The following is a 25,290-nucleotide window of genomic DNA, read 5'->3' on the forward strand; positions in this document are numbered from 1 at the left end:
CAAACGCTGCGGGTCCTTCCCAGCCTGCGCTGCGCTTGGCTGGGCTACGGGGCCTCAGTCGTCTGGGGTCGTGTAGCCCGGATAAGACGTTTACGTCGCAATCCGGGAAAGGCTCCAATATGCATCCCACAGAATTACAAATCCGGAATTGATATTTCCCGCCCGCCGTCAACTGTGGTTGAAATAGACACAGGCAAAAATGCTTCCCGACGGAGGAGAAAAATGAAAGTGGCGCTGTGGCAACGCATAACGGGCTGGCTGGCTTCTTTATCTGGATCCGGCGGTGAAGCCGGTCAGCAGGATACCCAACGCATCATGGAGGCAATATTACCGGTCGCCAGTCTCTACGGAATTGAGCTCGGCAACGTTGAAACAAGGTGGTTTCGCCATGATAAAACATACTGAGCGGCGCAGGACGCGTGAAGCCTACTGGAACGAGGTGTGCTTTGTGTAGCGCGAGGCTGTTTGCGGTTGCGGCGACGCAGGAAGCGAAGCCGCAGCCCTGAACAGCTTTATCCCCCCAGATACATCCGTTTGATTTCCGGATTCGCCAGCACCTCCGGCGCCGGACCAGAGAGCATAATCTTCCCATTCTCCAGCACATAGGCGCGATCGGCGATGGTCAACGCCGCCGTGGCGTTCTGCTCTACCAGCAGCACGGTAATATTCTCTTCCCGCAGCTGCTTAATCGTCGCAAACAGCTCCCCAACAATTTTCGGCGCCAGGCCGAGGCTTGGCTCATCGAGCATCAGCAGTACCGGCTCGCTCATCAACGCTCTGGCGATCGCCAGCATCTGCTGCTCGCCGCCGCTCATGGTTCCCGCCATCTGGCCGCGCCGCTCTTTCAGCCGGGGAAACAGGCTGTACATGCGATCGCGCAGGCGGGTAAAGCCGGCGAGATTGTTGTAGGCCCCCATGCGCAGATTTTCTTCGATGGTCAGGTTGGTAAAGATGCGCCGTCCTTCTGGCACCAGCGCCAGCCCCTTACGCACAATCTGATGCGTCTGGCTGCGGGAAATATCCTCGTTGAGAAAATTGACCCGCCCCGTGGAACGCACCAGGTTGACGATCCCGTTGAGGGTGGAGGTTTTCCCGGCACCGTTGCTGCCGATAAGGGTCACAATCTCCCGATCGTGAATATCAATGTCCACCCCTTTCAGCCCCTGAATCACGCCGTAAAACACTTTTAACTCGCGCGCGCTAAGCATAACGAACGTCCCCCAGGTAGGCGGAAATCACGTCCGGATCCTGAATGGCTTCGGACATCAGGCCGCTAAACAGCGGTTTGCCGTACTCCAGCACCATCACCCGCTCGCAAAGCTTGTTGACGAACGGCATATCGTGCTCGATCAGCAGTACGCTGAGCTGATAATCGTTACGCATGCGGAAGATCAGATCCGCCAGATCCTCCGTCTCTTTCGGGTTCATCCCGGCGGCGGGCTCGTCGAGCAGCAGCAATTTTGGCGACGTCGCCAGCGCGCGGGCGATCTCCACCTTGCGCTGGTTGCCGTAGCTGAGGTTGGTGGCCTGCACGTCGGCGAAATGGGCGATACCGATATCGTCCAGAATCGCCATCGCTTTGGCCTTTGCCGCCCGCTCGGCGGGGAAGTAGCGGCCAATATGCAGCGCCGCTTCCAGCAGCGAATAGCGGCTGGCGCTGTCGAGGCCGACCATCACGTTTTCTAATACCGTCATCGAGTTGAACAGGCGGATATTCTGAAAGGTGCGGGCGATCCCGGCGTTGACCACCCGGTTCGGCTTCAGCCCCTTCAGCGACTTTCCCGCCAGGGTCACGCTGCCGCTGGTCGGCTTATAGTTGGCGGTGATGACGTTGAACATCGTGGTTTTGCCCGCGCCGTTGGGGCCAATCAGGCCAAAAATTTCCGCCTCGTCGACGTGGAAACTGACGCTGTCGATGGCCCGCAGGCCGCCGAACTGCATGGTCACGTCCTGTACCTGTAAAATGACCTTATTTTGCGCCATAGCCGCGGCCCCTTTTGCCCACTTGCCAAATCTCTTTTTTGCCCAGCAGACCTTCGCGGGCGAACAGCATGATGATCAGCAGCAGCAGCGAGAACACCACCATCCGCAGGCCCGGATACGCGCCGAGATCGTGACCGAAGAACTGGAGCGGCTGGTCGAGAAAGCGCAGCCACTCGCCGCTGCCGACCACCAGTACGGTGCCGAGCAGCGCGCCGGTGGTGCTGCCCAGGCCGCCGAGCACGATAATAATCAGCAGCTGGAAGGTGAGCATAAAGTCGAACAGGCCCGGCGAGATGGTGGTCAGCAGCGAGGCCAGCAGGCCGCCGCCGATCCCTTCGAAGAAGGCGCTGGTGGCGAAGGCGCAGGTTTTAATGCGAAACGTGTTCACGCCCATGGCGATAGCGGCGTCTTCGTCGTCGCGCACCGCTTTCATCATTCGCCCGTACTTCGACCACACCAGCTGCAAAATCATCCCGGTCGCCAGCAGGGCGAACAGCCCGCACCAGAACAGGAGATGCGGCTGCTGCGGAATATCGTTGAGGCCAATGGCGCCGTTGGTGATCTGCGGATTGTTGATAGCGAGGATTTTAATGATAAAGCCGAAGCCGAGGGTCACAATCGCCAGGTAGTCGCCGCGCACGCGGAAGACCGGCAGGGCAAGGCAAACCGCCAGCGCCGCCGCGCACAGGCCGCTAATGAGCAGCGCGGGCAGGAACCCGGCGTGCAGCACGAGGATCCACGGGCTGGGGGCGGCCATCTCAAACATATCCAGCTTGCTGTCGCTGGGGAGGATCAGCAGGGCGGTGACGTAAGCACCGACCGCCACAAAGCCGTTGGGCTCCAGCGACAGCTGGCCGGTCACGCCGTTGATCAGGTTATAGCTGACCGCGAGGATCATAAAGACGAAAATGGTGCTGATGACGCGAATAATGTAGTCGTTGAAGACGACGTTGATCCCGGCCAGCAGCGCGACGCAGAGAGCAATAATGACCAGGTTGCGCAGCTGCGCCCCGGCGGTAGTCGTAGCGTTGAGCATCAGAAACGGCTCCTTTCCAGACGTTCATCGCCCATAATGCCAACCGGGCGGAACAAGAGGACCAGAATCAAGAACATAAAGGCAAAGGCGTCTTTGTAACCGCCCAGCTCGGGAAACAGAGCGACCGCCACCACCTCGGTAAAGCCGAGAATAAAGCCGCCGAGCACCGCGCCGGTGACGCTGCCGATTCCGCCGAGCACCGCGGCGGCGAAGGCCTTCAGGCCGATCAGCACGCCCATCAGCGGGTCGATGGTCGGGTAGCTGATGGAGTAGAAAACCCCGCCCAGCGCCGCGAGGCTGCTGCCGAGGGCGAACACCAGCGAGATAATGCGGTTGGCGTCGATGCCCATCAGGCGCACGGTATTAACGTCGAAGGCCACCGCGCGGATCGCCATCCCGTAGCGGGTGCGGTACAGCAGCCAGAGGATCGCCAGCAGCAGCAGGACGGTGATCAGCGGCACGATCCACGCCACGTTGGTGATAATCACGTCACCAAAGGCGCGGGTGTTGTTGAAAAATTCCGGTGCGGAAAAGAAGCGCGAGCTGCCGCCAAACAGCACGTTGAACAGGTTTTCGAGGAAGAAGCTGACGCCGATGGCGGTGATCAGCATGGAGATTTTTGATGCCTGACGCAGCGGGCGATAGGCCACCCGGTCGATCAGCATACCGAACAGGCCGCACAGCGCGAGGGTCAGGAAAACGGCTACCCCGAAGGGTAGCCCAATGGAAGAAAACAAAAACAGGGTGGTAAACGCCCCGACCATCATTACGTCCGCATGGGCGAAGTTGATCAGGCGAAGCACCCCATAAACCATCGTATAACCGATGGCAATCAGGGCGTACATGCCCCCAAGGCTCATTCCATTGACCACTTGCTGGAGAAAAATGGCACCATCCATCTGATATCCCTTATAAAACCTTAAGGATTAACCACGGTACGAAACGCCAGCTTGCCATCCTTCACTTCGTTGATGACCGCGCTGCGGATAGCGTCGCCGTTTTGTAACGTCAGCGTGCCGGTTACGCCCTGGAAGTCCTTAGTGGCGCGAATTTTTTCGTTAACGCAAACCCGGTCGTGCGGGTCGCTGCACTGGTTCATGGCGTTGATAATGACGTTATAGGCGTCCGCCGCCATCGCGCCCCAGGTGTGGGTCGGCTGCTGGTATTTGGCTTCCCAGGCTTTGATAAACACCTCGCCCGCCGGCGTTTGCTCTTTGGCGTTCGGCGAGTAGTAGTCGGTGGTCATATAGCCGTTGACCGCGTCTTTGCCGACGTCAAAAAAGACCTGATCCGCCGCCAGCCCGTCGCCGCCGACCACCGGCTTGCTCAGCCCCAGCTGCTTCGCCTGTACGGCGATCAGCGCCCCTTCGGTGTAGTAGATCGGCATATAGATCATGTCGACGTTCTTCGCCTTCACGCTGGCCAGCTGGGCCTTAAAGTCTTTGCTGCCGCCGGGAGCCTGAACTTCGATAGGAATGGTGCCGCCGTTTTTCAGGAACTGCGTGCGAAAGGCCTTCGCCAGGCCGACGGAGTAGTCGTTGCTGCTGTCGAAGACGATGGCGGCGGTTTTGGCTTTCAGATCGCGCGAGGCGAGGTTAGCGCCGACCACGCCCTGGAAGCTGTCGGAGAAGCAGACCCGGCTGACGTAAGGGTGGTTGCGGGTAACGCGGTCGTTGGTCGCGGTTGAGGAGACCAGCGGCGTTTTGCTGTCGTCGGCGATTTTGGTCATCGCCAGGGTATTGGAGGAGGTGACTTCGCCGATCACCGCATCGACTTTATCGCTGGAAACCAGGCGCTGCATGGCGTTAGCGGCTTCGACCTTATCGCTCTTATCGTCGATCACGATAAGCTTCACGGTGTCGCCGTTTTTTAACGTCGGCGTAATGCTCTGGATAATATCCAGCCCTTTTTGCGAAGGCTGACCGTAGCCGCTCAGCGCGCCGCTCAGCGGTAAGACCACGCCGATTTTAATTTCAGCCGCCTGCGCGCTGCTGGCACCGACCCACGCGGCAACCAGCGTGGCCATTAAAGACGCTTTCCCGGAAAACTTGTTCATTGTTACCTCACCGTCGGTGGATTATTTATACCCTTCATACTTCAAGTTGCTTGTGCGTTGGCTTTCCTCGCTCACCCCAGTCACTTACTTCAGTAAGCTCCTGGGGATTCACTGCGTCGCCGCCTTCCTGCAACTCGAATTATTTTGGGTATATCTTTAACTATCAATGACTGCATAACATTGAGACATAATTCGCCAGCGTATCCGGCGAATTATTGGCTGTTATGTTGAATAGATAACGAGATATATTTGGTATGCGGATTTACCTTACAACGTCCGTTTCGTTTTTACTCATGCAATATTCTTATTACCTCCAGGAGAGGGCATAAGGCTGATGAAAATACTGTTTTTGGTACGGTTAACGCATTTTGCCAGGTGGCGGCTGACGCCTTACCCGGCCTGGAAAGCCCGCAATTTCAGCGCGCACCCGAATATAATATTCAGGTGCGCCAGATAATATTAAAAATCTATTCTGCTGCCTGCGTGACTTATTATTTTAACTGGCTCAATGGTTTTATTTTTCCATGCAGCGCCGGATTATCGCTTTCGTCTTTCAGGCGCACTCCGGTAAGCCGCCGCAAAAAGGCCTGCTCCAGTAGCCAGGCCAGTTTAAATGCGGCGGCATCAAAGCTCAGTCCTTCCGGACGGATATTAGAAATACAGTTGCGCTCCGACTCCAGCCGCTGACGATGCGGCTGCCAGGTTAAATACACCCCGAGGCTATCCGGCGAGGAGAGCCCGGGCCTTTCGCCAATCAATATCGCCACCGCTTTGGCCTTCAGCGTTTCGCCTATATCATCGCCCAGCGCGACCCGCGACTGGTGCGCCAGCACCACCGGGGCCAGGCTCAGGCCGAGGGTTTCCAGATAGGGCAGCAGGGCGCGAATCAGCGGCACCGCCTGGCGCTGCACGGCGTATGACGACAGCCCGTCGCCAATCACCAGCAGCAGGTCGGCGGGGCGCGCGCCGCTGGCGGCGAGGTCGGCGCGGCTCTCTTCGTTCAGCTGTCGCCCCAGATCCGGGCGATTCAGATAGACATGGCGATCGCTGGCGGCGCTGCGGACGGTCAGCGTCGACAGCCCCAGCTCCGCCAGCGGCTGGACTAACTGGTCGCTGGCGAAAGGCTGGTGAATGGCATCGCGCGCCCGGGCGTGGGCGAGGCCGAAATTCAGCACTTCGCGGGTCGGCAGGCTGGCGCCGCTGCGCCCCAGCGCAATCCGCGCATCGGTAAACTCACGCAGCGGGTTCCAGGCGTCGGGAGGATTCATACCGGTTCTCCTTGCGGCAGGACGGAAAGCAGCGGATGGCGGGCATCGGTCAGACGCAGCGCGCCGTGGCGGTCAATAATCTGCATCTTCGTCAGCCAGTCGGCGAACTCAGGCGCATGCTGTAAACCCAGCAGTCGGCGGGCGTAAAGGGCATCGTGGAACGAGGTGCTTTGGTAGTTGAGCATAATATCGTCAGCCCCCGGAACGCCGATCAAAAAGGTCAGCCCGGCCGCGCAGAGCAGCGTCAGCAGGGTATCCATATCGTCCTGATCCGCTTCGGCGTGATTGGTGTAGCAAACGTCGCAGCCGATGGGCAGCCCCATCAGCTTGCCGCAGAAGTGATCTTCCAGCCCGGCGCGGATAATCTGCTTACCATCGTACAGATACTCCGGGCCGATAAAGCCCACCACCGTATTGACCAGCAGCGGCTCAAAATGGCGGGCGACGGCATAGGCCCGGGCTTCGCAGGTCTGCTGATCAACGCCGTGGTGGGCGTTGGCGGAAAGACAGCTGCCCTGGCCGGTTTCAAAATACATCACGTTGTTGCCCAGCGTGCCGCGGTTCAGGCTAAGCGCCGCTTCCCGCGCTTCCTGCAGCAGAGCCAGATTAATGCCGAAACCGCTGTTGGCGGCTTCGGTACCGGCCACCGACTGGAACACCAGATCCACCGGCGCGCCGCGCTCAATCAGCTGCAGGGTGTTGGTGACGTGGGTCAAAATGCACGACTGGGTGGGGATGGCGAAGCGCTGAATAATATCGTCAAGCATATGGTTCAGCTGCGCCAGCACCGGCAGGCTGTCGCTGGCCGGATTGATGCCGATCACCGCGTCCCCGGCGCCGTACAGCAGGCCGTCGAGCATGCTGGCGGCGATGCCTTTCATATCATCGGTCGGGTGATTGGGCTGCAGGCGCACGCTCAGGCACCCCGGCAGGCCGATGGTATTGCGAAAACGGGTGACGACCCGGCATTTGCTGGCGGCGAGGATCAGATCCTGATTGCGCATCAGCTTGCTGACCGCGGCGGCCATCTCCGGGGTTATCGCGCGGGCGACCTGGCGCAGCGCCGCTTCATCGGTGGCGTCGTCGAGCAGCCAGTCGCGAAAATCTCCGACCGTAAGATGGCGAATCGCCGCGAAGCCCCGGGCGTCGTGGGTATCGAGGATCAGCCGGGTCACCTCATCCTGCTCGTAGGGAATCAGCGGATTATCGAGAATCTCCGTGAGCGGAACCTCCGCCAGCGCCATTTTTGCCGCCATCCGCTCTTCGGCGGAGCCGGCGATAACCCCCGCCAGCGCGTCGCCGGAACGCCCAGGGGAGGCCTTCGCCATCAAGGTTTTCAGACTATCAAAGCGCCATACCTGGCCCGATAGCGTGGTTTTATACATGTGTCGCCTCCTCAGGAGACCGTACGCAGCTGCGGATCCACCGCCGCGCGCTGGCGGGCCGCTGCGGTCTTGCGAAACCACAGGTAGCCGCCGAGCATCATGGCGGCGAAAATCAGCGCCAGCAGCGTGTTGTACCAGACCATCGCCACCAGGCAAAGTACCGCCATGGCCAGCGCGAAGGCCGGCGCCCACGGATAGAGCGGCGCGCGGAACGGTCGAATCAGCTTCGGCTCGCTGCGGCGCAGTTTAAACAGCGCCGCCATCGAGGTGATATACATAACAATAGCGCCAAATACCGACATCGTGACGATACAGGCGGTCAGCGGCATCCCGCTAATGGTGATCAGCGAATCGGAGAAAATGGCGGCGATGCCCACCACGCCCCCGGCGAGGATCGCCAGATGCGGCGTGCGGGTGCGGCGGTTCAGCGTCGCCAGGCTGGCGGGGAGATAGCCCGCGCGCGCCAGCGAGTAAATCTGCCGCGAGTAGCCCATGATAATCCCGTGGAACGAGGCCACCAGGCCGAAGAGTCCCAGCCACACCAGCATATGCAGCCAGCCGCTGCTGTTGCCGACCACCATTTTCATCGCCTGCGGCAGCGGGTCGTTAATATTGGCCAGGGTTCGCCAGTCGCCCACGCCGCCGGCAAAAATCATCACGCCAATCGCCAGCACGGTCAGGGTCAGGATGCCGCCGCCCAGCGCCCGGGGAATGGTGCGCTGCGGATCCTTCGCCTCTTCGGCGGCCATCGATGCGCCTTCAATCGCCAGAAAGAACCAGATAGCGAACGGGATGGCGGCAAACATCCCCGGCAGCGCCAGGCCGCTGAAGCTCTCCGCGCCCGCCCAGCCGTTAGCGGTAAAGTGGCTCCAGGAGAAGCCCGGCGCGACAACGCCCATAAACACCAGCAGTTCGAAAATCGCTAATAACGTCACCACCAGCTCAAAGGTCGCGGCGATACCCACGCCGAGAATATTCAGCGTCATAAAGATGATGTAGGCGCCGCAGGCCACCCATTTGGGGTCGAGCGCCGGAAACTGCACGTTAAGATAGGCGCCGATGGCCATGGCGATGGCGGGCGGGGCGAAGACGAATTCAATCAGGGTCGCGAAGCCGGCGATAAACCCGCCGGTCGGGCCAAAGGCGCGGTAGGCGTAGGCAAAAGGCCCGCCCGCATGCGGAATGGCGGTGGTCAGCTCGGTAAAGCTAAAAATAAAGGCGCAGTACATCGCGGCGATGGCCAGCGCGACGATCATAAAGCCCAGCGTCCCGGCCTGGGACCAGCCGTAGCTCCAGCCAAAATACTCTCCGGAAATAACCAGCCCAACGGCGATCCCCCATAAGCGGAAACTGCCGAGCGTTCTTTTTAGCGTTGTGGTTTGCTCTGTCATGTTCGTTGCCTCGCCAGATAAAGATATCGGGAGGGTTGCAAAGAGAATGCCAGGGCATATCACCGATAAACGCGGCGGTTTACGCCAACGAGGATCAAAAAAGGTGCAGACCGCGCCCGGCGGGAGAGTCGCCGTGGTGCAGCTGCCCGCAAATGTGGCGTTACTGGCGCCAGCGTCTTTTTTGCGCCATCGCGCCAGGCCGCTTTGCAATTTGGCGATAGGCGGGGTATAAGGAATCTCTTATCTGGATGTTTAGATGTCTATACGCCCATGAGGTCAAATGCAAACAACACAACAACAAGGTGGGCAGCTTAAGCGCACCATGAAGACCCGCCACCTGATTATGCTGTCGCTGGGTGGCGTTATTGGCACAGGGCTATTTTTTAATACCGGCTATATCATCTCCACCACCGGAGCGGCGGGTACGCTGCTGGCCTATCTGATTGGCGCGCTGGTGGTCTGGCTGGTGATGCAGTGTCTGGGCGAACTCTCGGTGGCGATGCCGGAAACCGGGGCGTTCCACGTCTACGCCGCGCGCTATCTCGGCCCGGCGACCGGGTACACCGTCGCCTGGCTCTACTGGCTGACCTGGACCGTGGCGCTTGGCTCAAGCTTCACCGCCGCCGGATTCTGCATGCAGTACTGGTTCCCGCAGGTGCCGGTATGGGCCTGGTGCGTGGTGTTCTGCGCGGTGATTTTCGCCCTCAACGTTATCTCCACCCGCTTCTTTGCCGAAGGTGAATTCTGGTTCTCGCTGGTGAAGGTGGTCACTATTATTGCCTTTATTATTCTCGGCGGGGCGGCGATCTTCGGCATCATTCCGATGCAGGATGGCTCCCCGGCGCCGGGGCTGCGCAATATCACCGCCGAAGGCTGGTTCCCGCACGGCGGTCTGCCGATCCTGATGACCATGGTGGCGGTTAACTTCGCTTTCTCCGGCACCGAGCTTATCGGCATCGCGGCGGGGGAAACGGAGAATCCGCACAAAGTCATTCCGGTGGCCATTCGCACCACCATCGCCCGGCTGATTATCTTTTTTATCGGCACCGTCTTCGTGCTGGCGGCGCTGATCCCGATGCAGCAGGCGGGAGTCGAAAAAAGCCCGTTTGTGCTGGTGTTCGAAAAGGTGGGGATCCCTTACGCGGCGGATATCTTTAATTTTGTGATCCTGACGGCGATTCTGTCGGCGGCCAACTCTGGCCTCTACGCCTCCGGGCGGATGCTGTGGTCGCTCTCCAATGAAAAAACGCTGCCGGCCTGTTTTACCAAATTGACCAGGAACGGCGTGCCGCTGACGGCGATTTCGGTCAGCATGCTCGGCGGCGTGCTGGCGCTCTTCTCCAGCGTCGTGGCCCCGGATACGGTGTTTGTCGCGCTGTCGGCGATTTCCGGCTTCGCGGTGGTGGCGGTATGGCTGAGCATCTGCGCCTCGCACTTTATGTTCCGCCGCCGTCATCTGCAGCAGGGGAAGGCGCTAAGCGAACTGCACTACCGCGCGCCGTGGTATCCGCTGGTGCCGGCGCTGGGATTTGTGCTTTGCCTGGTGGCCTGCGTGGGTCTGGCGTTTGACCCGAGTCAGAGGATTGCGCTGTGGTGCGGGATCCCGTTCGTGGCACTGTGTTATGGTGCGTATTATCTGACTCGTTCACGGAAACTCACCCAGGAGCCTCAACATGTCGCAGAATAATCCGTTAACCGCCCTCCTTGACGCAAAGCCCTTTATCCTGCTGGACGGCGCGATGGCGACGGAGCTGGAAGCGCGCGGCTGCAATCTTGCCGACAGCCTGTGGTCGGCGAAAGTGCTGGTCGACAACCCGGAGCTTATCCGCGAAGTTCACCTCGACTATTTCCGCGCCGGCGCGCAGGTGGCGATCACCGCCAGCTATCAGGCGACGCCGGCGGGCTTTGCCGCCCGCGGCCTCGATGAAGCGCAGTCGAAAGCGCTGATCGGCAAAAGCGTTGAGCTGGCCCGCAAGGCGCGGGAGGCGTATCTGGCGGAAAACCCGCAGGCGGGCGCGCTGCTGGTTGCCGGTTCGGTCGGGCCGTACGGCGCCTTCCTGGCGGACGGCTCGGAGTATCGCGGCGATTATGTCCGCAGCCGTGAGGAATTTCAGGCGTTTCATCGTCCGCGCGTGGAAGCGCTGCTCGACGCCGGGGCCGATCTGCTGGCCTGCGAAACGATGCCGAATTTCGCCGAGATGAAGGCGCTGGCGGAGCTGCTGACCGCCTATCCGCGCGCGCGGGCGTGGTTCTCGTTTACCCTGCGCGATGCGCAGCATCTCAGCGACGGCACGCCGCTGCGGGAAGTGGTTGGTGTGCTGGCAAACTATCCGCAGGTGGTGGCGCTGGGCATTAACTGTATCGCACTGGAGAACACCACCGCCGCGCTGGCGCATCTGCATAGCCTGACGGCGCTGCCGCTGGTGGTTTATCCTAACTCCGGGGAGCACTATGACCCGGTATCCAAGACCTGGCATCACCACGGCGAAGCCTGTGCAACGCTGGCGGGATATTTACCCCAGTGGCTGGCGGCGGGGGCGAAGCTGATTGGCGGCTGCTGCCGCACGACGCCGAAGGATATTGCCGAACTGAACGCCCGGCGTTGAGTTTGCGCCGGGTGGCGGCTGATGCCTTACCCGGCCGACAACGTGCACGAATCGTAGGCCGGGTAAGCGTAAGCGCTACCCGGCATCAATCATCCGGCATCCGCTAACACAAACATCCCGTACGGGTGGATTTCGAGATAGTAATGCTCGCCGACGTCCGGCTGCAGCCGCGTCGCGTTCACCTGCAGTAAAATTTCCTGCCCGTGCCACTCTACCGTCACCTCGTACTGCGGTCCCATATAGGCCACGTGGCGGATCGTGCAGCGCTGGCTCTCCTCGCCGCGATCGCTCAGGGTGATCGCCTCCGGGCGGACGCCGACGCTGCCCTCGCCGTGGGCGGCAAAATGCGGCGGCCTCGGCAGCCGATAGCCATAAATATCGACGAACCCCTCGCTGAAGGCGGCCGGGAACAGGTTGGCATCGCCCATAAAGCTCGCCATAAAGCGCGACGCAGGATGGCGGTAAAGATCCTGCGGCGAGCCGATCTGCATGATATGCCCCTTATTCATCACCAGCACGGTATCGGAAACCGCAAAGGCTTCACTCTGATCGTGGGTCACGTACAGCGAGGTGATATCAAACTGCTTTTGCAGTTCGCGGATCTTATCGCGCATGCTGCGCCGCAGGTTGGCGTCGAGGTTGCTTAAGGGCTCATCAAACAGCAGCACCTTTGGCTTGAGGATCAGGGCGCGCGCCAGCGCGACGCGCTGCTGCTGGCCGCCGGAGATCTGATCGACATAGCGGTCTTCGAATCCTTCCAGATCCACCATCGCCAGCGCCTCCTTCACCCGCGCTTTCACATCGCCGCGCGACGCGCCGAGCATCTTCAGACCGTAGCCGACGTTGTCCCCCAGCGACATATGCGGAAACAGGGCGTAAGACTGAAACACCATACAGATGTCGCGCTGCTGAATGGAGCGATGGGTCACATCTTCGCCATCGATGAAAATCTGCCCTTCGCTCGGTTTTTCCAGCCCGGCGACCAGGCGCAGGATGGTGGTCTTACCGCAGCCGGAAGGGCCGAGCAGGGTCACCATTTGCCCCTGCGGGATGGTGAGGTTGATATTGTCGATAACCGTGTTGCTGCCGAATCGTTTGGTGACGTTGCGCAGTTCAACAAAATTTTTCTGACTCATAGTGCGCTCCATTACGCCTGGTTTTTGGCTTTTGACCGGGAGATACGCGCTTCCCCGATCAGCCAGTCAAAGATAAAAATAATCGCCAGCATCACTACGATCAGAATCGATCCGTAGGCGATCGCCACGCCGTATTCGCCGTCTTCCACCCGGTTGAGGATATAGGCGGTAGCGACGCGGGTGTCCGGCGTCACGAGGAACACAATGGCGCTGACGGTGGTAATGGCGCGCACAAAGCTGTAGATCAGCGCCGAGAGGATCGCCGGGCGCAGCAGCGGCAGCAGGATGTGCGTAATGGTGCGCAGGGAACCCGCGCGCAGGCTGAGCGACGCTTCGTCCAGCGATTTGTCGATCTGGCCTAAACCGGCAATGCCCGCCCGGATGCCCACCGGCACGTTACGCATCACCATCGAGATAATCACAATCGCCGCCGTTCCGGTGAGGTACACCGGCGCGCTGTTAAAGGCGAGAATATAGGAGACGCCCGCCACGGTGCCCGGCACCGCGAAGCACAGCATGGTGGTGAACTCGATGGTCTTTTTGCCTTTAAACTGCTGACGCACCACGATCCAGGCGATCAGCAGGCCGAAGGCGGCGGTGATCGGCGCGGCGATCCCGGCGTAGAGCAGGGTATCGAGCAGCGAAGGCCAGGCGCCGTCGCTCATCCCCTGGCCGAACAGCTTGATAAAGTTATCCAGCGTCAGGGTGTAGTCCACGCCCCAGTTAACGGTAAAGCTGCCGTAGAAAATGCTGCCGTAGAGCAGGGCGTTGAAGGCGATCCACACCGCCAGAATGGCGATCACGCTCCACACCAGGGTCACCGGCAGCGGCTGCACGTCGCCGCGATAGGACTTACCGGAAACCGTGACGTACGAGCGCTTGCCGATCCACATATACTGAATGCAGAACACCAGCAGCGAGAACAGCAGCAGGAACGCGCCCAGGGTACTGGCGGCCTGATAATCGAGCTGCGAACCGGTGATATAGAAGTAGATTTGCGTCGCCAGCACGTCGAAGTTGCCGCCGAGCACCAGCGGGTTGCTGAAGTCGGCCAGCGACTGGACGATGACGATTAAAAACGCGTTCGCCAGCGCCGGTTTCAGCAGCGGGACGAAGACGCCGTTAAAGGTCTGCCAGCGGCTGGCGCGCAGGGTGTACGACGCCTCCTCCAGCGACGGATGAATGGTTTTAATCGCGCCGTCGAGGATCATAAACGCCATCGGAGTGAACGCCAGCACCTGCGCCAGCCAGATGCCGGTAAACCCGTACAGCCAGTTGGTGTTGGTTAAGCCAAACCAGTCGACCATCAGTTCGGTGACGTAGCCGGAACGGCCCATCATCAGGGTAACGCCGAGGCCGACGACAAACGGCGGGGTGACGATCGGCAGAATCGAGAAAATGCGGCCAATAATCGCGCTGCGCTTTGCGATGCGGGTGGTGTAAATCGCCAGCACCAGGCCAAAGAAGGTGCAGCCGATGCCTACCGCAATCGACAGGGCGATGGAGTTGAGGATCACCTGGACGATATGCGCCTGCGACAGCACGGCCATAAACGCCAGCGGGGCAAACTCGCCGGCGTCGTTGGTGAACATCGGGATGAAAATGGCGATGCTCGGCCAGACGATAAAGACGCCGATTAACGCCACGATGGTGACCAGCGAACCAATCACAAAGCGGTCGCCGCCCAGCCATTCCAGGCGGGTGAGCGCCAGGGTCATGATGGCGCCCAGCGCGACAAACAGCACGAGGGTGGCGTAGCCTAACCCGCGGCCTTCCACGGTGGCGCTGACGACGATAAACGCCATACAGAGGAGCGCCCAGCCGGCATCGAGGTAGTGGCGGCTGCGCTGCTCCCGGCTGGCTTCCTGCCACGGACGAATCAGCAGCAGGCTCGGCAGGAGATACCACAGCCAGCTGATATTGAACTGTGACCAGCCGTAGGCCGCGAGAATTTCATCGCGCGTGGACTCCAGCAGACCGTAATCCAGGCTCCAGCTCGGCAGCAGGGCGAACGCCAGCCAGCCGAATAAAACCCAAAGGAATATCGCATCCCGCTTTTTCACGGGATGGAGTGCAAGTGTGTGTGACATAAGTTTTCCGGTGTCGTAGGCCGGGTAGGGCGTGGATGCCGCCACCCGGCAAATGAACGCAGTGCGGGCTTATTTACCCATCTTCACTTCGCTAACCCATTTATTGATGAGGGCTTTACGCACGTCCGTTGAGCCGTATTTATCCATGTCGTAGTTGATAAGCTTCAGGTCGTCGAGCTTCAGCGAGTTCGGCGAAGTTTCGGCGCTGGTGTTGGTCAGGATCTGATAGGACTTGCCTTTCTTCCACGCCAGCTCCTGGGCCTCTTTCGACAGCACCCAGTCGACGAACAGTTTGGCGTTGTCGAGGTTGCGCGCGCCCTTCAGAATGCTCACGCCGCCAATTTCGTAGCCGGTGCCTTCGCAAGGCGAGATCAGCTCCAGCGGCGCGCCCTGTTCTTTTTCCAGCGAATAGTCGTGCAGGAAGCCGATGCCGATGGCCGTTTCACCGCGGGCGGCGTTGCGCGCCGGGGCGATACCGGATTTCGTGTACTGGGAGACGTTAGCGTTGAGCTGTTTAAGATAATCGAAAGCCTGATCGTCTCCCCACAGCTGGGCGAAGGTCGCCAGCGCGGTGTAGGCGGTACCGGAGCTCTGCGGGTCGGCAATCTGGATTTCGCCTTTGTATTCCGGTTTGGTCAGATCCTTCCAGCATTTTGGCACCGGCAGGTTTTTCTCTTTCAGGCGCTGGGTGTTCACGCCGAAGCCGAGAATGCCGACGTACACCGCCGAGGAGTAGTTGCCTTTCAGCTTCGCCGGGTCGCGGAACTGCTCCATCACCTGCGTAAGATTCGGCGATTTATAGGGCTGCAGCAGGCCCATTTCGCCGGCCTGGGACTGCGGGTCGAGGGTGCCGCCGTACCAGACATCCGCCTGCGGGTTTTTCTTCTCGGCATCGACCTTTGCCAGCGTGCTGCCGGAGCCGTTGCGAATAAACGAGGTTTTTACGTCATATTTTTCGCCGAAGGCTTTAGTTTCCGCCTCACACATTTCGTTGGTGGCGCTGCAATAGACCACCAGACGACCTTTGGCGTGCGCCGCGCCGCTTAACGTCGCCAGCGCAATGCCGGAAGCAATCAGGGTAGTGACCAGCGTTTTTTTCATTATTTTATCCTTTGAGCAGCAGAGGTAGTAATGCTCGCCATCAGCAGCGGCATCAGCAATAAACCCATCAGAACTGCGGCGACCGAGAGTAAACTGAACATCCCCGACCAGCCGTAGCGTTCAATGACCAGCGACAGAGGCCAGCCCGCCAGCGCTGCCCCCAGATAGGCGAACAGGCCGAGAAATCCGCTGATGGAACCCGCCGCCGCTTTGTGTCCGCACTCCACCGCCGCGAGGCCAATCAGCATTTGCGGGCCAAAAACGAAGAAGCCCACCGTAAAGAAACAAACCGCCAGCAGCGCGTAGTGGTGTACCGGCGCCAGCCAGAGCGCGGCGACGGAGACCATCAGCCCCAGCGTGAACAGTAAAATCATCGGCGCCCGCTGGCCGCTGAACAGCAGATCCGACCCCCATCCGGCGAACAGCGCGCCGAGCAGGCCGCCCGCTTCAAACAGCATCACCGTGGCGTTGGCGCTGAGCAGATTGACGCCGTGGCTCTCCGTCAGCCAGATGTTGCCCCAGTCGTTGAGCGCGATGCGGATCAGGTAGACCAGCACATAAGAGACGCCCAGCAGCCAGATCATCGGGTTCTTCAGCATCGTGGTGCGCAGCATCTGCCACAGCCCCATCGGCGGGCTTTGCCGCTCCTGGCGCAGCTCCAGCGGGTCGTTACGCCAGGCGCCCACCGACGGCAATCCCTCTTCGCGGGGCGTTCCTTTCAGGTGCAGCGTTAACCAGATGCCTGATGCCATGCTGATTATCCCCGGTGCCAGCATCGCCGCCTGCCAGCCCCACCAGTGGGCGGCAAAGGCGCTAATCAGCGGGATAATCGCCCCGCCGATGTTGATCGACATATTCCAGCAGCCCCACCAGAAGCCGCGTTCGTTGCGCGAGTACCAGTGGGTTAGCAGGCGGGCGCAGGGAGGCCAGCCCCAGCCCTGAAAAAATCCGTTCAGCGTCCAGACCGCCAGCAGCAGCGTCAGCGACTCGCCGAAGGCGAAAACCACGTTCAGCAGACCGGTGGCGAACAGGCCCGCGCCCATAAACCAGCGCTGCCCGTGGCTGTCGTGCCACAGCCCGGCGGTAAACTTCGACAGGCCGTAGGTCAGGTAAAACAGCGATCCCAGCAGGCCGATATCGCCTTTATCCAGACCCAGATCCGTTTGCAGCGCCGGCAGAACGTAGTTGACGCTTTTGCGCGTCAGGTAAAACGCCGCATACCCGATGACCATGTACATCAGCAGCTGCGGACGCAGCGTCCTGTAACGTTGATTAATGTCGGTTGCTGAGCGCATAGCCGTCTCCGTTTTGCTGACTATATGAAAGTGAAATCGAAAGGGGATGAGAGAAAGTCCGGAGTGACTAAGACTTTTTCCTGGTTAGCCGGCTGTTTGTTGCAAATTTGTGGGCAAGTTAACAATTACGCGTGTGCCGCGCTGCGACTCCAGCGTCAGCTCTCCGCCCAGGGCGCTGACCCGCTCACGCATGCCCTGAATGCCGAAGCCGGCCATTTTGTCGGGGCTGATGCCGATACCGTTGTCCTTCACCTCCAGGCGCAGCAGCGTCCCCTGCTGATACAGGGCAATGGCAACCTCGCTGGCGTCGGCGTGCTTACAGACGTTGTTAAGCAGCTCCTGCAGCAGCCGATAGAGGGTAAAACGTACCGTTTCGCTCTCCGGCGTGGCGGTGAGCCGGTAGTCAAAGCGGCAGCGGATACCGCGCTCGGCAAAGGCAAACTCATTGAGCAAATGGTGCAGCGCCTCTTTAAACGACAGCTCATCGAGGGCCGGCGGGCGTAGCTGGCGCAGCAGCTGGCGGGTGGAGTGGTGAATACGCCGGGCGAGATCGTTAATCTGGCTGGCGGCGGCCTGGGTTTGCGCAGGATCGCGCGCCCGCTTCACCAGCTGCGACTGGATCTGAATGGCGGTAATATTCTGGCCGATTTCGTCGTGCAGCTCGCGCGCCAGGCTTTTGCGCGTATCCTCTTCGGTATGGATCAGCTTTTCGGCCAGCGCCCGCCGCGCCGCCAGCTCCGCCTCCAGTCGCTGGCGGTAGTGGTGCAGGTTTTGCGCCAGGTGCTGCTGGCGGCTGATGGCAATGCCCAGCCCGATGCCGAGCAGCGCCTGGGTGGCCAGAAAAATCTCCAGCTCCACCAGGTTGCTGAATCCAACGCCAACCTGGCGGGCGATGGTGATCATCATGCTGCCCAGCAGGCCGGAAAGGACGCCGCCCTGCCAGCCGAACTTCCACGCCATCACCACGTTGGGCAGAAACACCACAATTAACAGCAGGCGCTCGATTTCCGGCGACAGTACCATCTGGGTGCCGATGCCGATGATAAAGAACAGGCTGCACCAGATGATCAATGAGGTGCGCAGCGGTGGATTATTGGTATCCAGTCCCAGCAGATGGTAGCGGTGCTGCTGGCGTAGGAATTCAAAAATCAGATAGACAAACGGCGTCAGCAGCACCCCGCCGGTAAACGAGGCCAGGCCGAGCATCATCGCCGGGCTTTTCACAAACGGCGAGAGCAGGGCGGTGTTGAGCAGCGCGCTGGCGGTAACCGTGGCCAGCAGCAGCGTCAGCCGCTGCCAGTAAAGGGGAAAGCGGTGCCAGAACTGTTGGGCGAGGCCGGCGGGAAGCAGGCCGATCAACGGCGCGGCCAGCAGAATATAGCCGTTCAGCAGCTGTTCGCCGTGCAGCCAGAGCAGCATCAGCACCGGAGGCAGCACCAGCGCGGGCCAGTAGCGGCGCGAAAGCAGGATCAGCAGCGCCAGATAGACGCCGTGCGGCAGGAACAGCGCCGCCTGCTGGCCGTTATGGGTCAGGTAAAATCCGAGCGTCCACAGCATCAGCCAGCCGCTTCCCCAGGCCAGCACGATGAACAGCGAGATGACGCTGTGGCGAAGGCTGCGCGACATTAATGACCCGCCAGCAGCTGGTGGTCGAGGGCGAAATGGACCAGATCAATGGTGCTGTGACACTGTAGTTTGCCCAGCACGTTGGCGCGATGGACGTGAACCGTTTTGTGGCTGAGCTCGAGCTTAAAGGCGATCTCCTTGACGCTGTCGCCTTTAACCAGCAAATCAAATACTTCGCGTTCACGCGGGGTGAGCACTTCCAGCACCTGCGCCGGTTGTTCTCCGCCGCGCAGCGCCCGCAGCGCATCGGCGCACAGGTAGTGTCCGCCCATACCGATGGAACGCACCGCCTGGACCAACTCTTCCGGGCCGCAGCGTTTGGTCAAATAGCCGCTGGCGCCGGCATCAAGCGCGCTCTGCACGAAGGTGGGGGTGTCGTAAATACTGAGAATAATGGCGCGGAACTGCGGCTTTTGCGCGCGCAGGCGCTTTAGCAGGCTCAGGCCGTTCTCATCCGGCATGGCGATATCCATGACCGCCACGTCGACGTCGTCGCGCAGCAGCGCCGGCCAGGCTTCCGCCGCGCGGCTGAACTGGCCAACCACCTCAAGATCTTCTTCGAGGCTGAGTAACTGCGCAAAGCCTGAACGCACCACCACATGGTCATCGACCAGCACCACTCGAATCATGTTTCTTCTCTCTCAGCGCATTATGGTTCTATGATGCCTGCCGCCGCTGCGCTGGCAATCAATCAGGCGCAGTTATGCAACGAATGTAACAAAATCGCAATACACTTCATCCTTCAAGCTGCCTCTTTGTTGGCTTCGTTTGCCCGCCCCGGTCACTGACTTGTGTCAGCTCCCGGGGACGAACAACCTTGCCGCCTCGATGCAGCATGAATGATTTTGTGTATAAGCATTGCCGATTTTTTTCTAAAAACGCTTTGTTCTTAGCAAGAATTTTTAATTACTTCATCAAACGCATCGCGCCGGAAATACTGCACCCATAACAACTATGGGAAGCAGACACTATGGCACTTAAATCGCGTATCACACTCATTGCCGCGCTGGCGCTGGCGGCGTTCCAGGCTCAGGCGGTCAACGTTACCGTGGCGTATCAGACCTCCGCCGAGCCGGCGAAAGTCGCCCAGGCGGACAACACCTTCGCCAAAGCGAGCGGGGCGACCGTCGACTGGCGCAAGTTTGACAGCGGCGCGAGCATCGTGCGGGCGCTGGCTTCCGGCGACGTGCAGATCGGCAACCTCGGCTCCAGCCCGCTGGCGGTCGCCGCCACCCAGCAGGTGCCGATTGAAGTCTTTCTGCTGGCCTCAAAGCTCGGTAACTCCGAAGCGCTGGTAGTGAAGAAGAGCATCACCAAACCGCAGGACCTGATCGGCAAACGCATCGCCGTGCCATTTATCTCTACGACTCACTACAGCCTGCTGTCGGCGCTGAAGCACTGGGGGATTAAACCGGGGCAGGTGCAGATCCTCAACCTGCAGCCGCCGGCGATTATTGCCGCCTGGCAGCGTGGCGACATTGATGGCGCCTACGTCTGGGCGCCGGCGGTTAACGCGCTGGAAAAAGACGGCACGGTTCTCACCGACTCGTCGCAGGTGGGCGAGTGGGGCGCGCCGACGCTGGACGTGTGGGTGGTACGCAAAGACTTTGCCGAAAAGCATCCTGACATCGTCAAAGCCTTCGCCAAAAGCGCCATTGACGCGCAGCAGCCCTATATCGCCAACCCGGATGAGTGGCTGAAGCAGCCGGAGAACATCAGCAAGCTGGCGCGCTTAAGCGGCGTACCGGAAGCCGACGTCCCGGGGCTGGTGAAAGGCAATACCTACCTGACCGCCGCCCAGCAGGCGCAGGAGCTGAACGGGCCGGTGAATAAAGCCATCATCGACACCGCTAAATTCCTGAAAGAGCAGGGCAAAGTGCCCGCCGCCGGTAGCGACTACAGCCAGTACGTCACCGACCGTTTTGTGAAGTAAAGGAGGTCATGATGCTGCAAATCTCGCATCTTTCCGCCGATTACGGCGGTAAACCGGCGCTGGCGGATATCAACCTGACGCTGGACAGCGGCGAACTGCTGGTGGTCCTGGGGCCCTCCGGCTGCGGTAAAACCACGCTGCTGAACCTGATTGCCGGATTCGTGCCTTATCAGCACGGCAGCATCACCCTTGAAGGCCAGCGGGTTGAAGGGCCGGGCGCCGATCGCGGCGTGGTGTTTCAGCATGAAGGGCTGCTGCCGTGGCGCAACGTGCAGGATAACGTCGCGCTCGGGCTGCAGCTGGCCGGGGTCGACAAAACGCAGCGCCGGGCAACCGCCGCGCAGATGCTAAAAAAAGTGGGCCTCGAAGGGGCGGAAAAGCGCTTTATCTGGCAGCTCTCCGGCGGCCAGCGCCAGCGGGTAGGCATTGCCCGCGCGCTGGCGGCCAACCCGCAGCTGCTGCTGCTCGACGAGCCGTTTGGCGCGCTGGATGCCTTTACCCGCGAGCAGATGCAAACCCTGTTGCTCAGCCTGTGGCATGAGACCGGTAAGAAGGTGCTGCTGATCACCCACGATATCGAAGAGGCGGTGTTTATGGCCACCGAACTTGTACTGCTCTCGCCGGGGCCGGGCCGGGTGCTCGAACGGCTGCCGCTCGATTTTGGCCGCCGCTTCGTCGCCGGTGAATCCTGCCGCAGCATTAAATCGGACCCGCGGTTTATCGAACAGCGCGAATACGTCCTCAGCCGGGTATTTGAACAACGGGAGGCTTTCTCATGAGCGTGGTCATCAATGACAAACCGCGTCAGCGGGGGCTGAAGTGGCGCTGGCCGCTCTCGCGTCAGCTCAGCCTGAGCGTGGCGACCCTGGCGGTACTGCTGGCTATCTGGTGGGCCGTTGCCGCCCTGCAGCTGATTAGTCCGCTGTTTCTGCCGCCGCCGGGACAGGTATTGCAGAAACTTATCACTATTGCCGGTCCGCAGGGTTTTATGGACGCCACCCTCTGGCAGCACCTGGCGGCGAGCCTGACGCGTATCGTTATCGCGCTGCTGGCGGCGGTACTGCTCGGCGTGCCGGTGGGGATCGCCATGGGGCTGAGCCCCACGGTGCGCGGGATCCTCGACCCGCTGATCGAGCTTTATCGCCCGGTGCCGCCGCTGGCCTATTTACCGCTGATGGTGATCTGGTTCGGCATCGGCGAGACCTCGAAGATCCTGCTGATCTACCTGGCGATATTCGCGCCGGTGGCGATGTCGGCGCTGGCGGGGGTTAAGAGCGCCCAGCAGGTGCGCATTCGCGCCGCGCAATCTTTAGGGGCCAGCCGGGCGCAGGTGCTGTGGCTGGTGATCCTGCCCGGCGCGCTGCCGGAGATCCTCACCGGCCTGCGCATTGGGCTCGGCGTGGGCTGGTCGACGCTGGTGGCCGCGGAGCTGATTGCCGCCACCCGCGGGTTAGGTTTTATGGTGCAGTCCGCCGGTGAGTTCCTCGCCACCGACGTGGTGCTGGCCGGGATCGCGGTGATTGCCATCATCGCCTTTTTACTGGAACTGGGGCTGCGCGCGCTGCAGCGTCGCCTGACGCCCTGGCATGGAGAAGTACAATGAGCGAACGTTTAAGCATTACCCCGCTGGGGCCGTATATTGGCGCGCAGATATCCGGTGTCGACATCACTCGCCCGCTGAGCGACAACCAGTTTGAGCAGCTGTATCACGCGGTGCTGCGTCACCAGGTAGTGTTCCTGCGTGAGCAAAACATCACTCCCGAGCAGCAGCGGGATCTCGCCCTGCGCTTTGGCGACCTGCATATTCATCCGGTCTATCCGCACGCGCCCGGCGTGGATGAGATTATCGTGCTCGATACCCACGACGATAACCCGCCAGATAACGATAACTGGCACACCGATGTCACCTTTATTGAGACGCCGCCCGCCGGGGCGATCCTCGCGGCAAAAGAGCTGCCGTCAACCGGCGGCGATACCCTATGGACCAGCGGCATTGCGGCCTATGAGGCGCTCTCCGCGCCTTTGCGCCAGCTGTTAAGCGGCCTGCGCGCGGAGCATGATTTTCGCAAATCGTTTCAGGAGTACAAATACCGCAAAAGCGAAGAGGAGCATCAGCGCTGGCTGGAGGCGGTCGCGAAAAATCCGCCGCTGCTGCATCCGGTGGTGCGCACCCATCCGGTGACCGGGAAGCAGGCGCTGTTTGTCAATGAGGGCTTTACCACCCGCATCGTCGACGTCACGGAGAAAGAGAGCGAGGCGCTGCTCGGCTTCCTGTTTGCTCACGTTACTAAACCGGACTTCCAGGTGCGCTGGCGCTGGCAGCCGAACGACGTGGCGATTTGGGATAACCGCGTCACCCAGCACTACGCCAACGCCGATTACCTGCCGCAGCGGCGCATTATGCACCGGGCGACGATTCTCGGGGATAAACCCTATTATCGGGCGGGGTAATGCTTGTAGCCCGGCCGCGCGCCGTGGAGAACATCGGGAAGCGGTATTGCACGTGGCTTCCCGGAGGCGGCGCTTAACGCGCCTGTCCGGGCTACCGGTCCGCAGAAAGCGGTAAACCCGTAGCCCGGCTAAGGCGCAATGCGCCGCAAGTCGGGAAAAGGCTTTTATGCCGATTTTTGCACGTCCAGATGTACCCCAATATAGCGCTGATAGCGGTTCGCCTTCAGGTAGGTCAAGTCCACCAGCACCAGACCATCCACGCAGTTGTTGAAATCCGGGTCGCTGCCGAAATCGATAAACTGTACGCCGCCCGGCTCGCAAACTTCCGAGTACTGCTTATACAGCGGCGGGATCGCGCAGCCGAGGTTGCCGAGCAGGGACTTCAGCCGCGCCAGATCGTCGTTGTAATCTTCTCCGCCAAACTGCGCCAGCACATCGGGCAGCGAGGCCGGATAAGGGCGACGCGACTCCGCCAGCGGATGCGTCGCCGGGAACCACAGTCGATAGAACGCGACCAGCAGATCGCGCGCCGACGGCGGTAGCCCGCCGGAAATCGACACCGGGCCGAACAGATAGCGATAGTGCGGATAGCGCGCCAGATACGCGCCGATGCCGGACCACAGGTAGTCCAGTCCGCGGCGGCCCCAGTAGCGCGGCTGGATAAAGCTGCGCCCCAGCTCAATTCCGTGCTGCAGAATATCGTCCATGCGCGCGTCGTAATGGAACAGGCTGTAGCTGTAGACGCCGTTCAGGCCGCGCTTTTCCAGCTGCATCGCGGTCGGCATAAAGCGATAAGCGCCGACGATTTCCAGGTCTTCTTCATCCCACAGAATCAGATGCAGATAGTCGTCGTCGTAACCGTCAACGTCGCGACGTTTGCCGCTGCCTTCGCCCACCGCGCGGAAGGCGATTTCCCGCAGGCGGCCCAGTTCGCGCAGCACCGGCGCATCTTCCTGGCCGCGGCGCTGCCAGAGATAAATCACTTTGCCATCCGCCGTGCGCCCCAGCGTTTCCGCCCGTCCCAGTTCGCGCTTGAGCAGGGCGCGGTCTTCGGGTCGGGCAATAGCGCTTTCGCTTTTAAATACGCCGGGCTGCCCTTTTGCCAGCAGCTCCAGGTGGCGATAGCAGCGTTCGGTCAGCTCGCGAACAGAGCGCTGAGGATCGAACCAGCTTGACCAGGCAATCTGTTGGCCGAAATTAACCGGCAGGCTGCCGTTGCGGCGGCGAAACATTTGCTGCATCAGCAGCAGCAGCGGCAGGCTATCGGAAATCAGCGTGCTGGCGTAAAACAGCGCGCTGTTGCGCGCGCGGATCCACGCCGGCAGCAGCGGGGCGCGGTATTTCGCCGCCAGCTTAATAAATCCGGAGTGCCATTTTTTATCGCGGATACCGCGCCGGGTGAGGCGTGAAACTTCACCCGCCGGGAAGAAAATCAGCACGCCGCCGTTTTGCAGCTGCTGGTCCATCTGCTGCAGCGCCGCTTTGGCGGTTCGGCCGTTGATATTATCGACCGGAATAAACAGCGAGCTCAGCGGTTCAAGGTGGGTCAGCATGCGGTTGGTGACTACTTTGACGTCGCGGCGCACGCGGGACACCGCGTAGAGCAGGGCCAGGCCGTCAAGCGTACCGGTGGGGTGGTTGGCGATAATGACCAGAGGGCCATGTTCGGGGATTTGTTCGAGATCGTGCGCCGGGATAGCGCAGCGGATATTAAGATGTTCGAGCACCTGTTCGACCGTATCCAGTCCTTTCAGGTGATGATGACGCGCGGCAAACTGCTGAAACTCTTCCTCATGCAGGAGCTTTTTCAGCACCTTTTTCTGCCAGAGCGCTGGCTTTGCCTGAGGCCACAGGTCATCGATGACATTGTCGAGACTAAACATAGCGGCACCTCCTCCGTCCTGCCCAGACAGTAGAAGGCGCAGATGTCGCT

General features: G+C 60.5%; 22 protein-coding genes and 1 pseudogene. 8 read left to right on the forward strand and 15 right to left on the reverse strand.

Annotation, left to right across the window (positions count from 1 at the left end):
* Positions 1-222: 222 nt before the first annotated feature.
* The gene (locus ABLU88_RS23975; protein ID WP_004129481.1) at positions 223-405 is read left to right on the forward strand and encodes a hypothetical protein; all 183 of its coding nucleotides are present in this window, start codon (positions 223-225) and stop codon (positions 403-405) included.
* 107 nt (positions 406-512) lie between these two features.
* On the opposite strand, the gene ABLU88_RS23980 is transcribed toward ABLU88_RS23975, so the two are convergent.
* Genes ABLU88_RS23980 through ABLU88_RS24000 form a run of 5 tightly spaced genes read right to left on the reverse strand, consistent with a single transcriptional unit; the run spans position 513 to position 5,045 of the window.
* Positions 513-1,208 (reverse strand): ABC transporter ATP-binding protein, encoded by a 696-nt coding sequence (locus ABLU88_RS23980; protein WP_048261359.1) that lies wholly within the window; start codon positions 1,206-1,208, stop codon positions 513-515.
* The gene (locus ABLU88_RS23985; RefSeq protein WP_014228113.1) at positions 1,201-1,983 is read right to left on the reverse strand and encodes an ABC transporter ATP-binding protein; all 783 of its coding nucleotides are present in this window, start codon (positions 1,981-1,983) and stop codon (positions 1,201-1,203) included. The genes ABLU88_RS23980 and ABLU88_RS23985 overlap by 8 nt, the downstream gene beginning before the upstream one ends.
* On the reverse strand, positions 1,970-3,019 hold the full coding sequence (locus ABLU88_RS23990; protein WP_004848115.1) for a branched-chain amino acid ABC transporter permease: 1,050 nt from the start codon (positions 3,017-3,019) through the stop codon (positions 1,970-1,972). Before ABLU88_RS23990 ends, ABLU88_RS23985 begins: the two co-directional genes overlap by 14 nt.
* Entirely contained in the window at positions 3,019-3,918 is a 900-nt protein-coding gene (locus tag ABLU88_RS23995; RefSeq protein WP_004099333.1) for a branched-chain amino acid ABC transporter permease, read from the reverse strand. Before ABLU88_RS23995 ends, ABLU88_RS23990 begins: the two co-directional genes overlap by 1 nt.
* Positions 3,919-3,938: 20 nt before the next feature.
* Positions 3,939-5,045: an ABC transporter substrate-binding protein gene (locus ABLU88_RS24000; protein ID WP_024359092.1), complete on the reverse strand. Its 1,107-nt coding sequence runs from the start codon at positions 5,043-5,045 to the stop codon at positions 3,939-3,941.
* A 183-nt stretch (positions 5,046-5,228) separates the two neighbouring features.
* Here ABLU88_RS24000 and ABLU88_RS24005 point away from each other — a divergent pair.
* Positions 5,229-5,306: pseudogene (locus ABLU88_RS24005) on the forward strand (hypothetical protein); the annotation flags it as partial.
* Between the two features lie 260 nt (positions 5,307-5,566).
* Here the strand turns inward: ABLU88_RS24005 and eutC are convergent.
* From eutC to eat, 3 genes are read right to left on the reverse strand one after another with little or no spacing between them, the layout of a single operon-like run.
* The gene (gene eutC / locus ABLU88_RS24010) at positions 5,567-6,343 is read right to left on the reverse strand and encodes an ethanolamine ammonia-lyase subunit EutC (RefSeq protein ID WP_348838211.1); all 777 of its coding nucleotides are present in this window, start codon (positions 6,341-6,343) and stop codon (positions 5,567-5,569) included.
* A complete protein-coding gene (locus ABLU88_RS24015; RefSeq protein WP_348838213.1) occupies positions 6,340-7,728 on the reverse strand; it encodes an ethanolamine ammonia-lyase subunit EutB in 1,389 nt (462 codons plus the stop codon). Before ABLU88_RS24015 ends, eutC begins: the two co-directional genes overlap by 4 nt.
* An 11-nt stretch (positions 7,729-7,739) precedes the next feature.
* Entirely contained in the window at positions 7,740-9,119 is a 1,380-nt protein-coding gene (gene eat, locus ABLU88_RS24020; protein WP_004129501.1) for an ethanolamine permease, read from the reverse strand.
* Positions 9,120-9,399: 280 nt separating this feature from the next.
* Here eat and mmuP point away from each other — a divergent pair, with 280 nt between their 5' ends.
* Together mmuP and mmuM are read left to right on the forward strand one after the other, a co-directional pair.
* Entirely contained in the window at positions 9,400-10,806 is a 1,407-nt protein-coding gene (mmuP, locus tag ABLU88_RS24025; protein WP_348838216.1) for an S-methylmethionine permease, read from the forward strand.
* Entirely contained in the window at positions 10,793-11,725 is a 933-nt protein-coding gene (gene mmuM, locus ABLU88_RS24030; RefSeq protein WP_032748170.1) for a homocysteine S-methyltransferase, read from the forward strand. Before mmuP ends, mmuM begins: the two co-directional genes overlap by 14 nt.
* An 89-nt stretch (positions 11,726-11,814) precedes the next feature.
* On the opposite strand, the gene fbpC is transcribed toward mmuM, so the two are convergent.
* From fbpC to ABLU88_RS24060, 6 genes are all read right to left on the reverse strand, one after another.
* Positions 11,815-12,861: a ferric ABC transporter ATP-binding protein gene (gene fbpC / locus ABLU88_RS24035; RefSeq protein ID WP_348838218.1), complete on the reverse strand. Its 1,047-nt coding sequence runs from the start codon at positions 12,859-12,861 to the stop codon at positions 11,815-11,817.
* Positions 12,862-12,872: 11 nt separating this feature from the next.
* The gene (locus tag ABLU88_RS24040; protein ID WP_085522053.1) at positions 12,873-14,951 is read right to left on the reverse strand and encodes an iron ABC transporter permease; all 2,079 of its coding nucleotides are present in this window, start codon (positions 14,949-14,951) and stop codon (positions 12,873-12,875) included.
* A 69-nt stretch (positions 14,952-15,020) separates the two neighbouring features.
* Positions 15,021-16,052: an ABC transporter substrate-binding protein gene (locus ABLU88_RS24045; protein ID WP_025107206.1), complete on the reverse strand. Its 1,032-nt coding sequence runs from the start codon at positions 16,050-16,052 to the stop codon at positions 15,021-15,023.
* Complete coding sequence (uhpC, locus tag ABLU88_RS24050) at positions 16,052-17,371, reverse strand: MFS transporter family glucose-6-phosphate receptor UhpC (RefSeq protein ID WP_348838243.1); 1,320 nt, start codon at positions 17,369-17,371, stop codon at positions 16,052-16,054. Before uhpC ends, ABLU88_RS24045 begins: the two co-directional genes overlap by 1 nt.
* Before the next feature lie 60 nt (positions 17,372-17,431).
* Complete coding sequence (locus ABLU88_RS24055; protein WP_014837550.1) at positions 17,432-18,973, reverse strand: MASE1 domain-containing protein; 1,542 nt, start codon at positions 18,971-18,973, stop codon at positions 17,432-17,434.
* Positions 18,973-19,602 carry a response regulator transcription factor gene (locus ABLU88_RS24060; RefSeq protein WP_348838223.1) on the reverse strand — a complete coding sequence of 210 codons (630 nt, stop codon included), beginning with the start codon at positions 19,600-19,602 and terminating at the stop codon, positions 18,973-18,975. Before ABLU88_RS24060 ends, ABLU88_RS24055 begins: the two co-directional genes overlap by 1 nt.
* 341 nt (positions 19,603-19,943) lie before the next feature.
* Here ABLU88_RS24060 and tauA point away from each other — a divergent pair, with 341 nt between their 5' ends.
* Genes tauA through tauD form a run of 4 tightly spaced genes read left to right on the forward strand, consistent with a single transcriptional unit; the run spans position 19,944 to position 23,357 of the window.
* Positions 19,944-20,906 (forward strand): taurine ABC transporter substrate-binding protein, encoded by a 963-nt coding sequence (gene tauA / locus ABLU88_RS24065; protein ID WP_032748188.1) that lies wholly within the window; start codon positions 19,944-19,946, stop codon positions 20,904-20,906.
* Between the two features lie 11 nt (positions 20,907-20,917).
* Complete coding sequence (tauB, locus tag ABLU88_RS24070) at positions 20,918-21,685, forward strand: taurine ABC transporter ATP-binding subunit (RefSeq protein ID WP_004848135.1); 768 nt, start codon at positions 20,918-20,920, stop codon at positions 21,683-21,685.
* Positions 21,682-22,509, forward strand: a complete 828-nt coding sequence (gene tauC / locus ABLU88_RS24075; RefSeq protein ID WP_032694130.1) for a taurine ABC transporter permease TauC — start codon at positions 21,682-21,684, stop codon at positions 22,507-22,509. Before tauB ends, tauC begins: the two co-directional genes overlap by 4 nt.
* Positions 22,506-23,357 (forward strand): taurine dioxygenase, encoded by an 852-nt coding sequence (tauD, locus tag ABLU88_RS24080; protein ID WP_286114625.1) that lies wholly within the window; start codon positions 22,506-22,508, stop codon positions 23,355-23,357. The genes tauC and tauD overlap by 4 nt, the downstream gene beginning before the upstream one ends.
* 164 nt (positions 23,358-23,521) lie before the next feature.
* Here tauD and ABLU88_RS24085 read toward each other — a convergent pair whose 3' ends face one another.
* Entirely contained in the window at positions 23,522-25,240 is a 1,719-nt protein-coding gene (locus ABLU88_RS24085) for a lysophospholipid acyltransferase family protein (protein WP_106510526.1), read from the reverse strand.
* Between the last annotated feature and the right edge of the window lie 50 nt (positions 25,241-25,290).

This window comes from Klebsiella sp. GW_Kp182 (assembly GCF_040062275.1).
GTDB classification, from domain to species: Bacteria; Pseudomonadota; Gammaproteobacteria; order Enterobacterales; family Enterobacteriaceae; genus Klebsiella; species Klebsiella michiganensis.

What these genes read in the sequence shown, in the direction of transcription:
- ABLU88_RS23975 (WP_004129481.1), top strand. Translation starts at nt 223, where the DNA reads ATGAAAGTGGCGCTGTGGCAACGCATAACGGGCTGGCTGGCTTCTTTA.
- ABLU88_RS23980 (WP_048261359.1), bottom strand. Translation starts at nt 1,208, where the DNA reads ATGCTTAGCGCGCGCGAGTTAAAAGTGTTTTACGGCGTGATTCAGGGG.
- ABLU88_RS23985 (WP_014228113.1), bottom strand. Translation starts at nt 1,983, where the DNA reads ATGGCGCAAAATAAGGTCATTTTACAGGTACAGGACGTGACCATGCAG.
- ABLU88_RS23990 (WP_004848115.1), bottom strand. Translation starts at nt 3,019, where the DNA reads ATGCTCAACGCTACGACTACCGCCGGGGCGCAGCTGCGCAACCTGGTC.
- ABLU88_RS23995 (WP_004099333.1), bottom strand. Translation starts at nt 3,918, where the DNA reads ATGGATGGTGCCATTTTTCTCCAGCAAGTGGTCAATGGAATGAGCCTT.
- ABLU88_RS24000 (WP_024359092.1), bottom strand. Translation starts at nt 5,045, where the DNA reads ATGGCCACGCTGGTTGCCGCGTGGGTCGGTGCCAGCAGCGCGCAGGCG.
- eutC (WP_348838211.1), bottom strand. Translation starts at nt 6,343, where the DNA reads ATGAATCCTCCCGACGCCTGGAACCCGCTGCGTGAGTTTACCGATGCG.
- ABLU88_RS24015 (WP_348838213.1), bottom strand. Translation starts at nt 7,728, where the DNA reads ATGTATAAAACCACGCTATCGGGCCAGGTATGGCGCTTTGATAGTCTG.
- eat (WP_004129501.1), bottom strand. Translation starts at nt 9,119, where the DNA reads ATGACAGAGCAAACCACAACGCTAAAAAGAACGCTCGGCAGTTTCCGC.
- mmuP (WP_348838216.1), top strand. Translation starts at nt 9,400, where the DNA reads ATGCAAACAACACAACAACAAGGTGGGCAGCTTAAGCGCACCATGAAG.
- mmuM (WP_032748170.1), top strand. Translation starts at nt 10,793, where the DNA reads ATGTCGCAGAATAATCCGTTAACCGCCCTCCTTGACGCAAAGCCCTTT.
- fbpC (WP_348838218.1), bottom strand. Translation starts at nt 12,861, where the DNA reads ATGAGTCAGAAAAATTTTGTTGAACTGCGCAACGTCACCAAACGATTC.
- ABLU88_RS24040 (WP_085522053.1), bottom strand. Translation starts at nt 14,951, where the DNA reads ATGTCACACACACTTGCACTCCATCCCGTGAAAAAGCGGGATGCGATA.
- ABLU88_RS24045 (WP_025107206.1), bottom strand. Translation starts at nt 16,052, where the DNA reads ATGAAAAAAACGCTGGTCACTACCCTGATTGCTTCCGGCATTGCGCTG.
- ABLU88_RS24055 (WP_014837550.1), bottom strand. Translation starts at nt 18,973, where the DNA reads ATGTCGCGCAGCCTTCGCCACAGCGTCATCTCGCTGTTCATCGTGCTG.
- ABLU88_RS24060 (WP_348838223.1), bottom strand. Translation starts at nt 19,602, where the DNA reads ATGATTCGAGTGGTGCTGGTCGATGACCATGTGGTGGTGCGTTCAGGC.
- tauA (WP_032748188.1), top strand. Translation starts at nt 19,944, where the DNA reads ATGGCACTTAAATCGCGTATCACACTCATTGCCGCGCTGGCGCTGGCG.
- tauB (WP_004848135.1), top strand. Translation starts at nt 20,918, where the DNA reads ATGCTGCAAATCTCGCATCTTTCCGCCGATTACGGCGGTAAACCGGCG.
- tauC (WP_032694130.1), top strand. Translation starts at nt 21,682, where the DNA reads ATGAGCGTGGTCATCAATGACAAACCGCGTCAGCGGGGGCTGAAGTGG.
- tauD (WP_286114625.1), top strand. Translation starts at nt 22,506, where the DNA reads ATGAGCGAACGTTTAAGCATTACCCCGCTGGGGCCGTATATTGGCGCG.
- ABLU88_RS24085 (WP_106510526.1), bottom strand. Translation starts at nt 25,240, where the DNA reads ATGTTTAGTCTCGACAATGTCATCGATGACCTGTGGCCTCAGGCAAAG.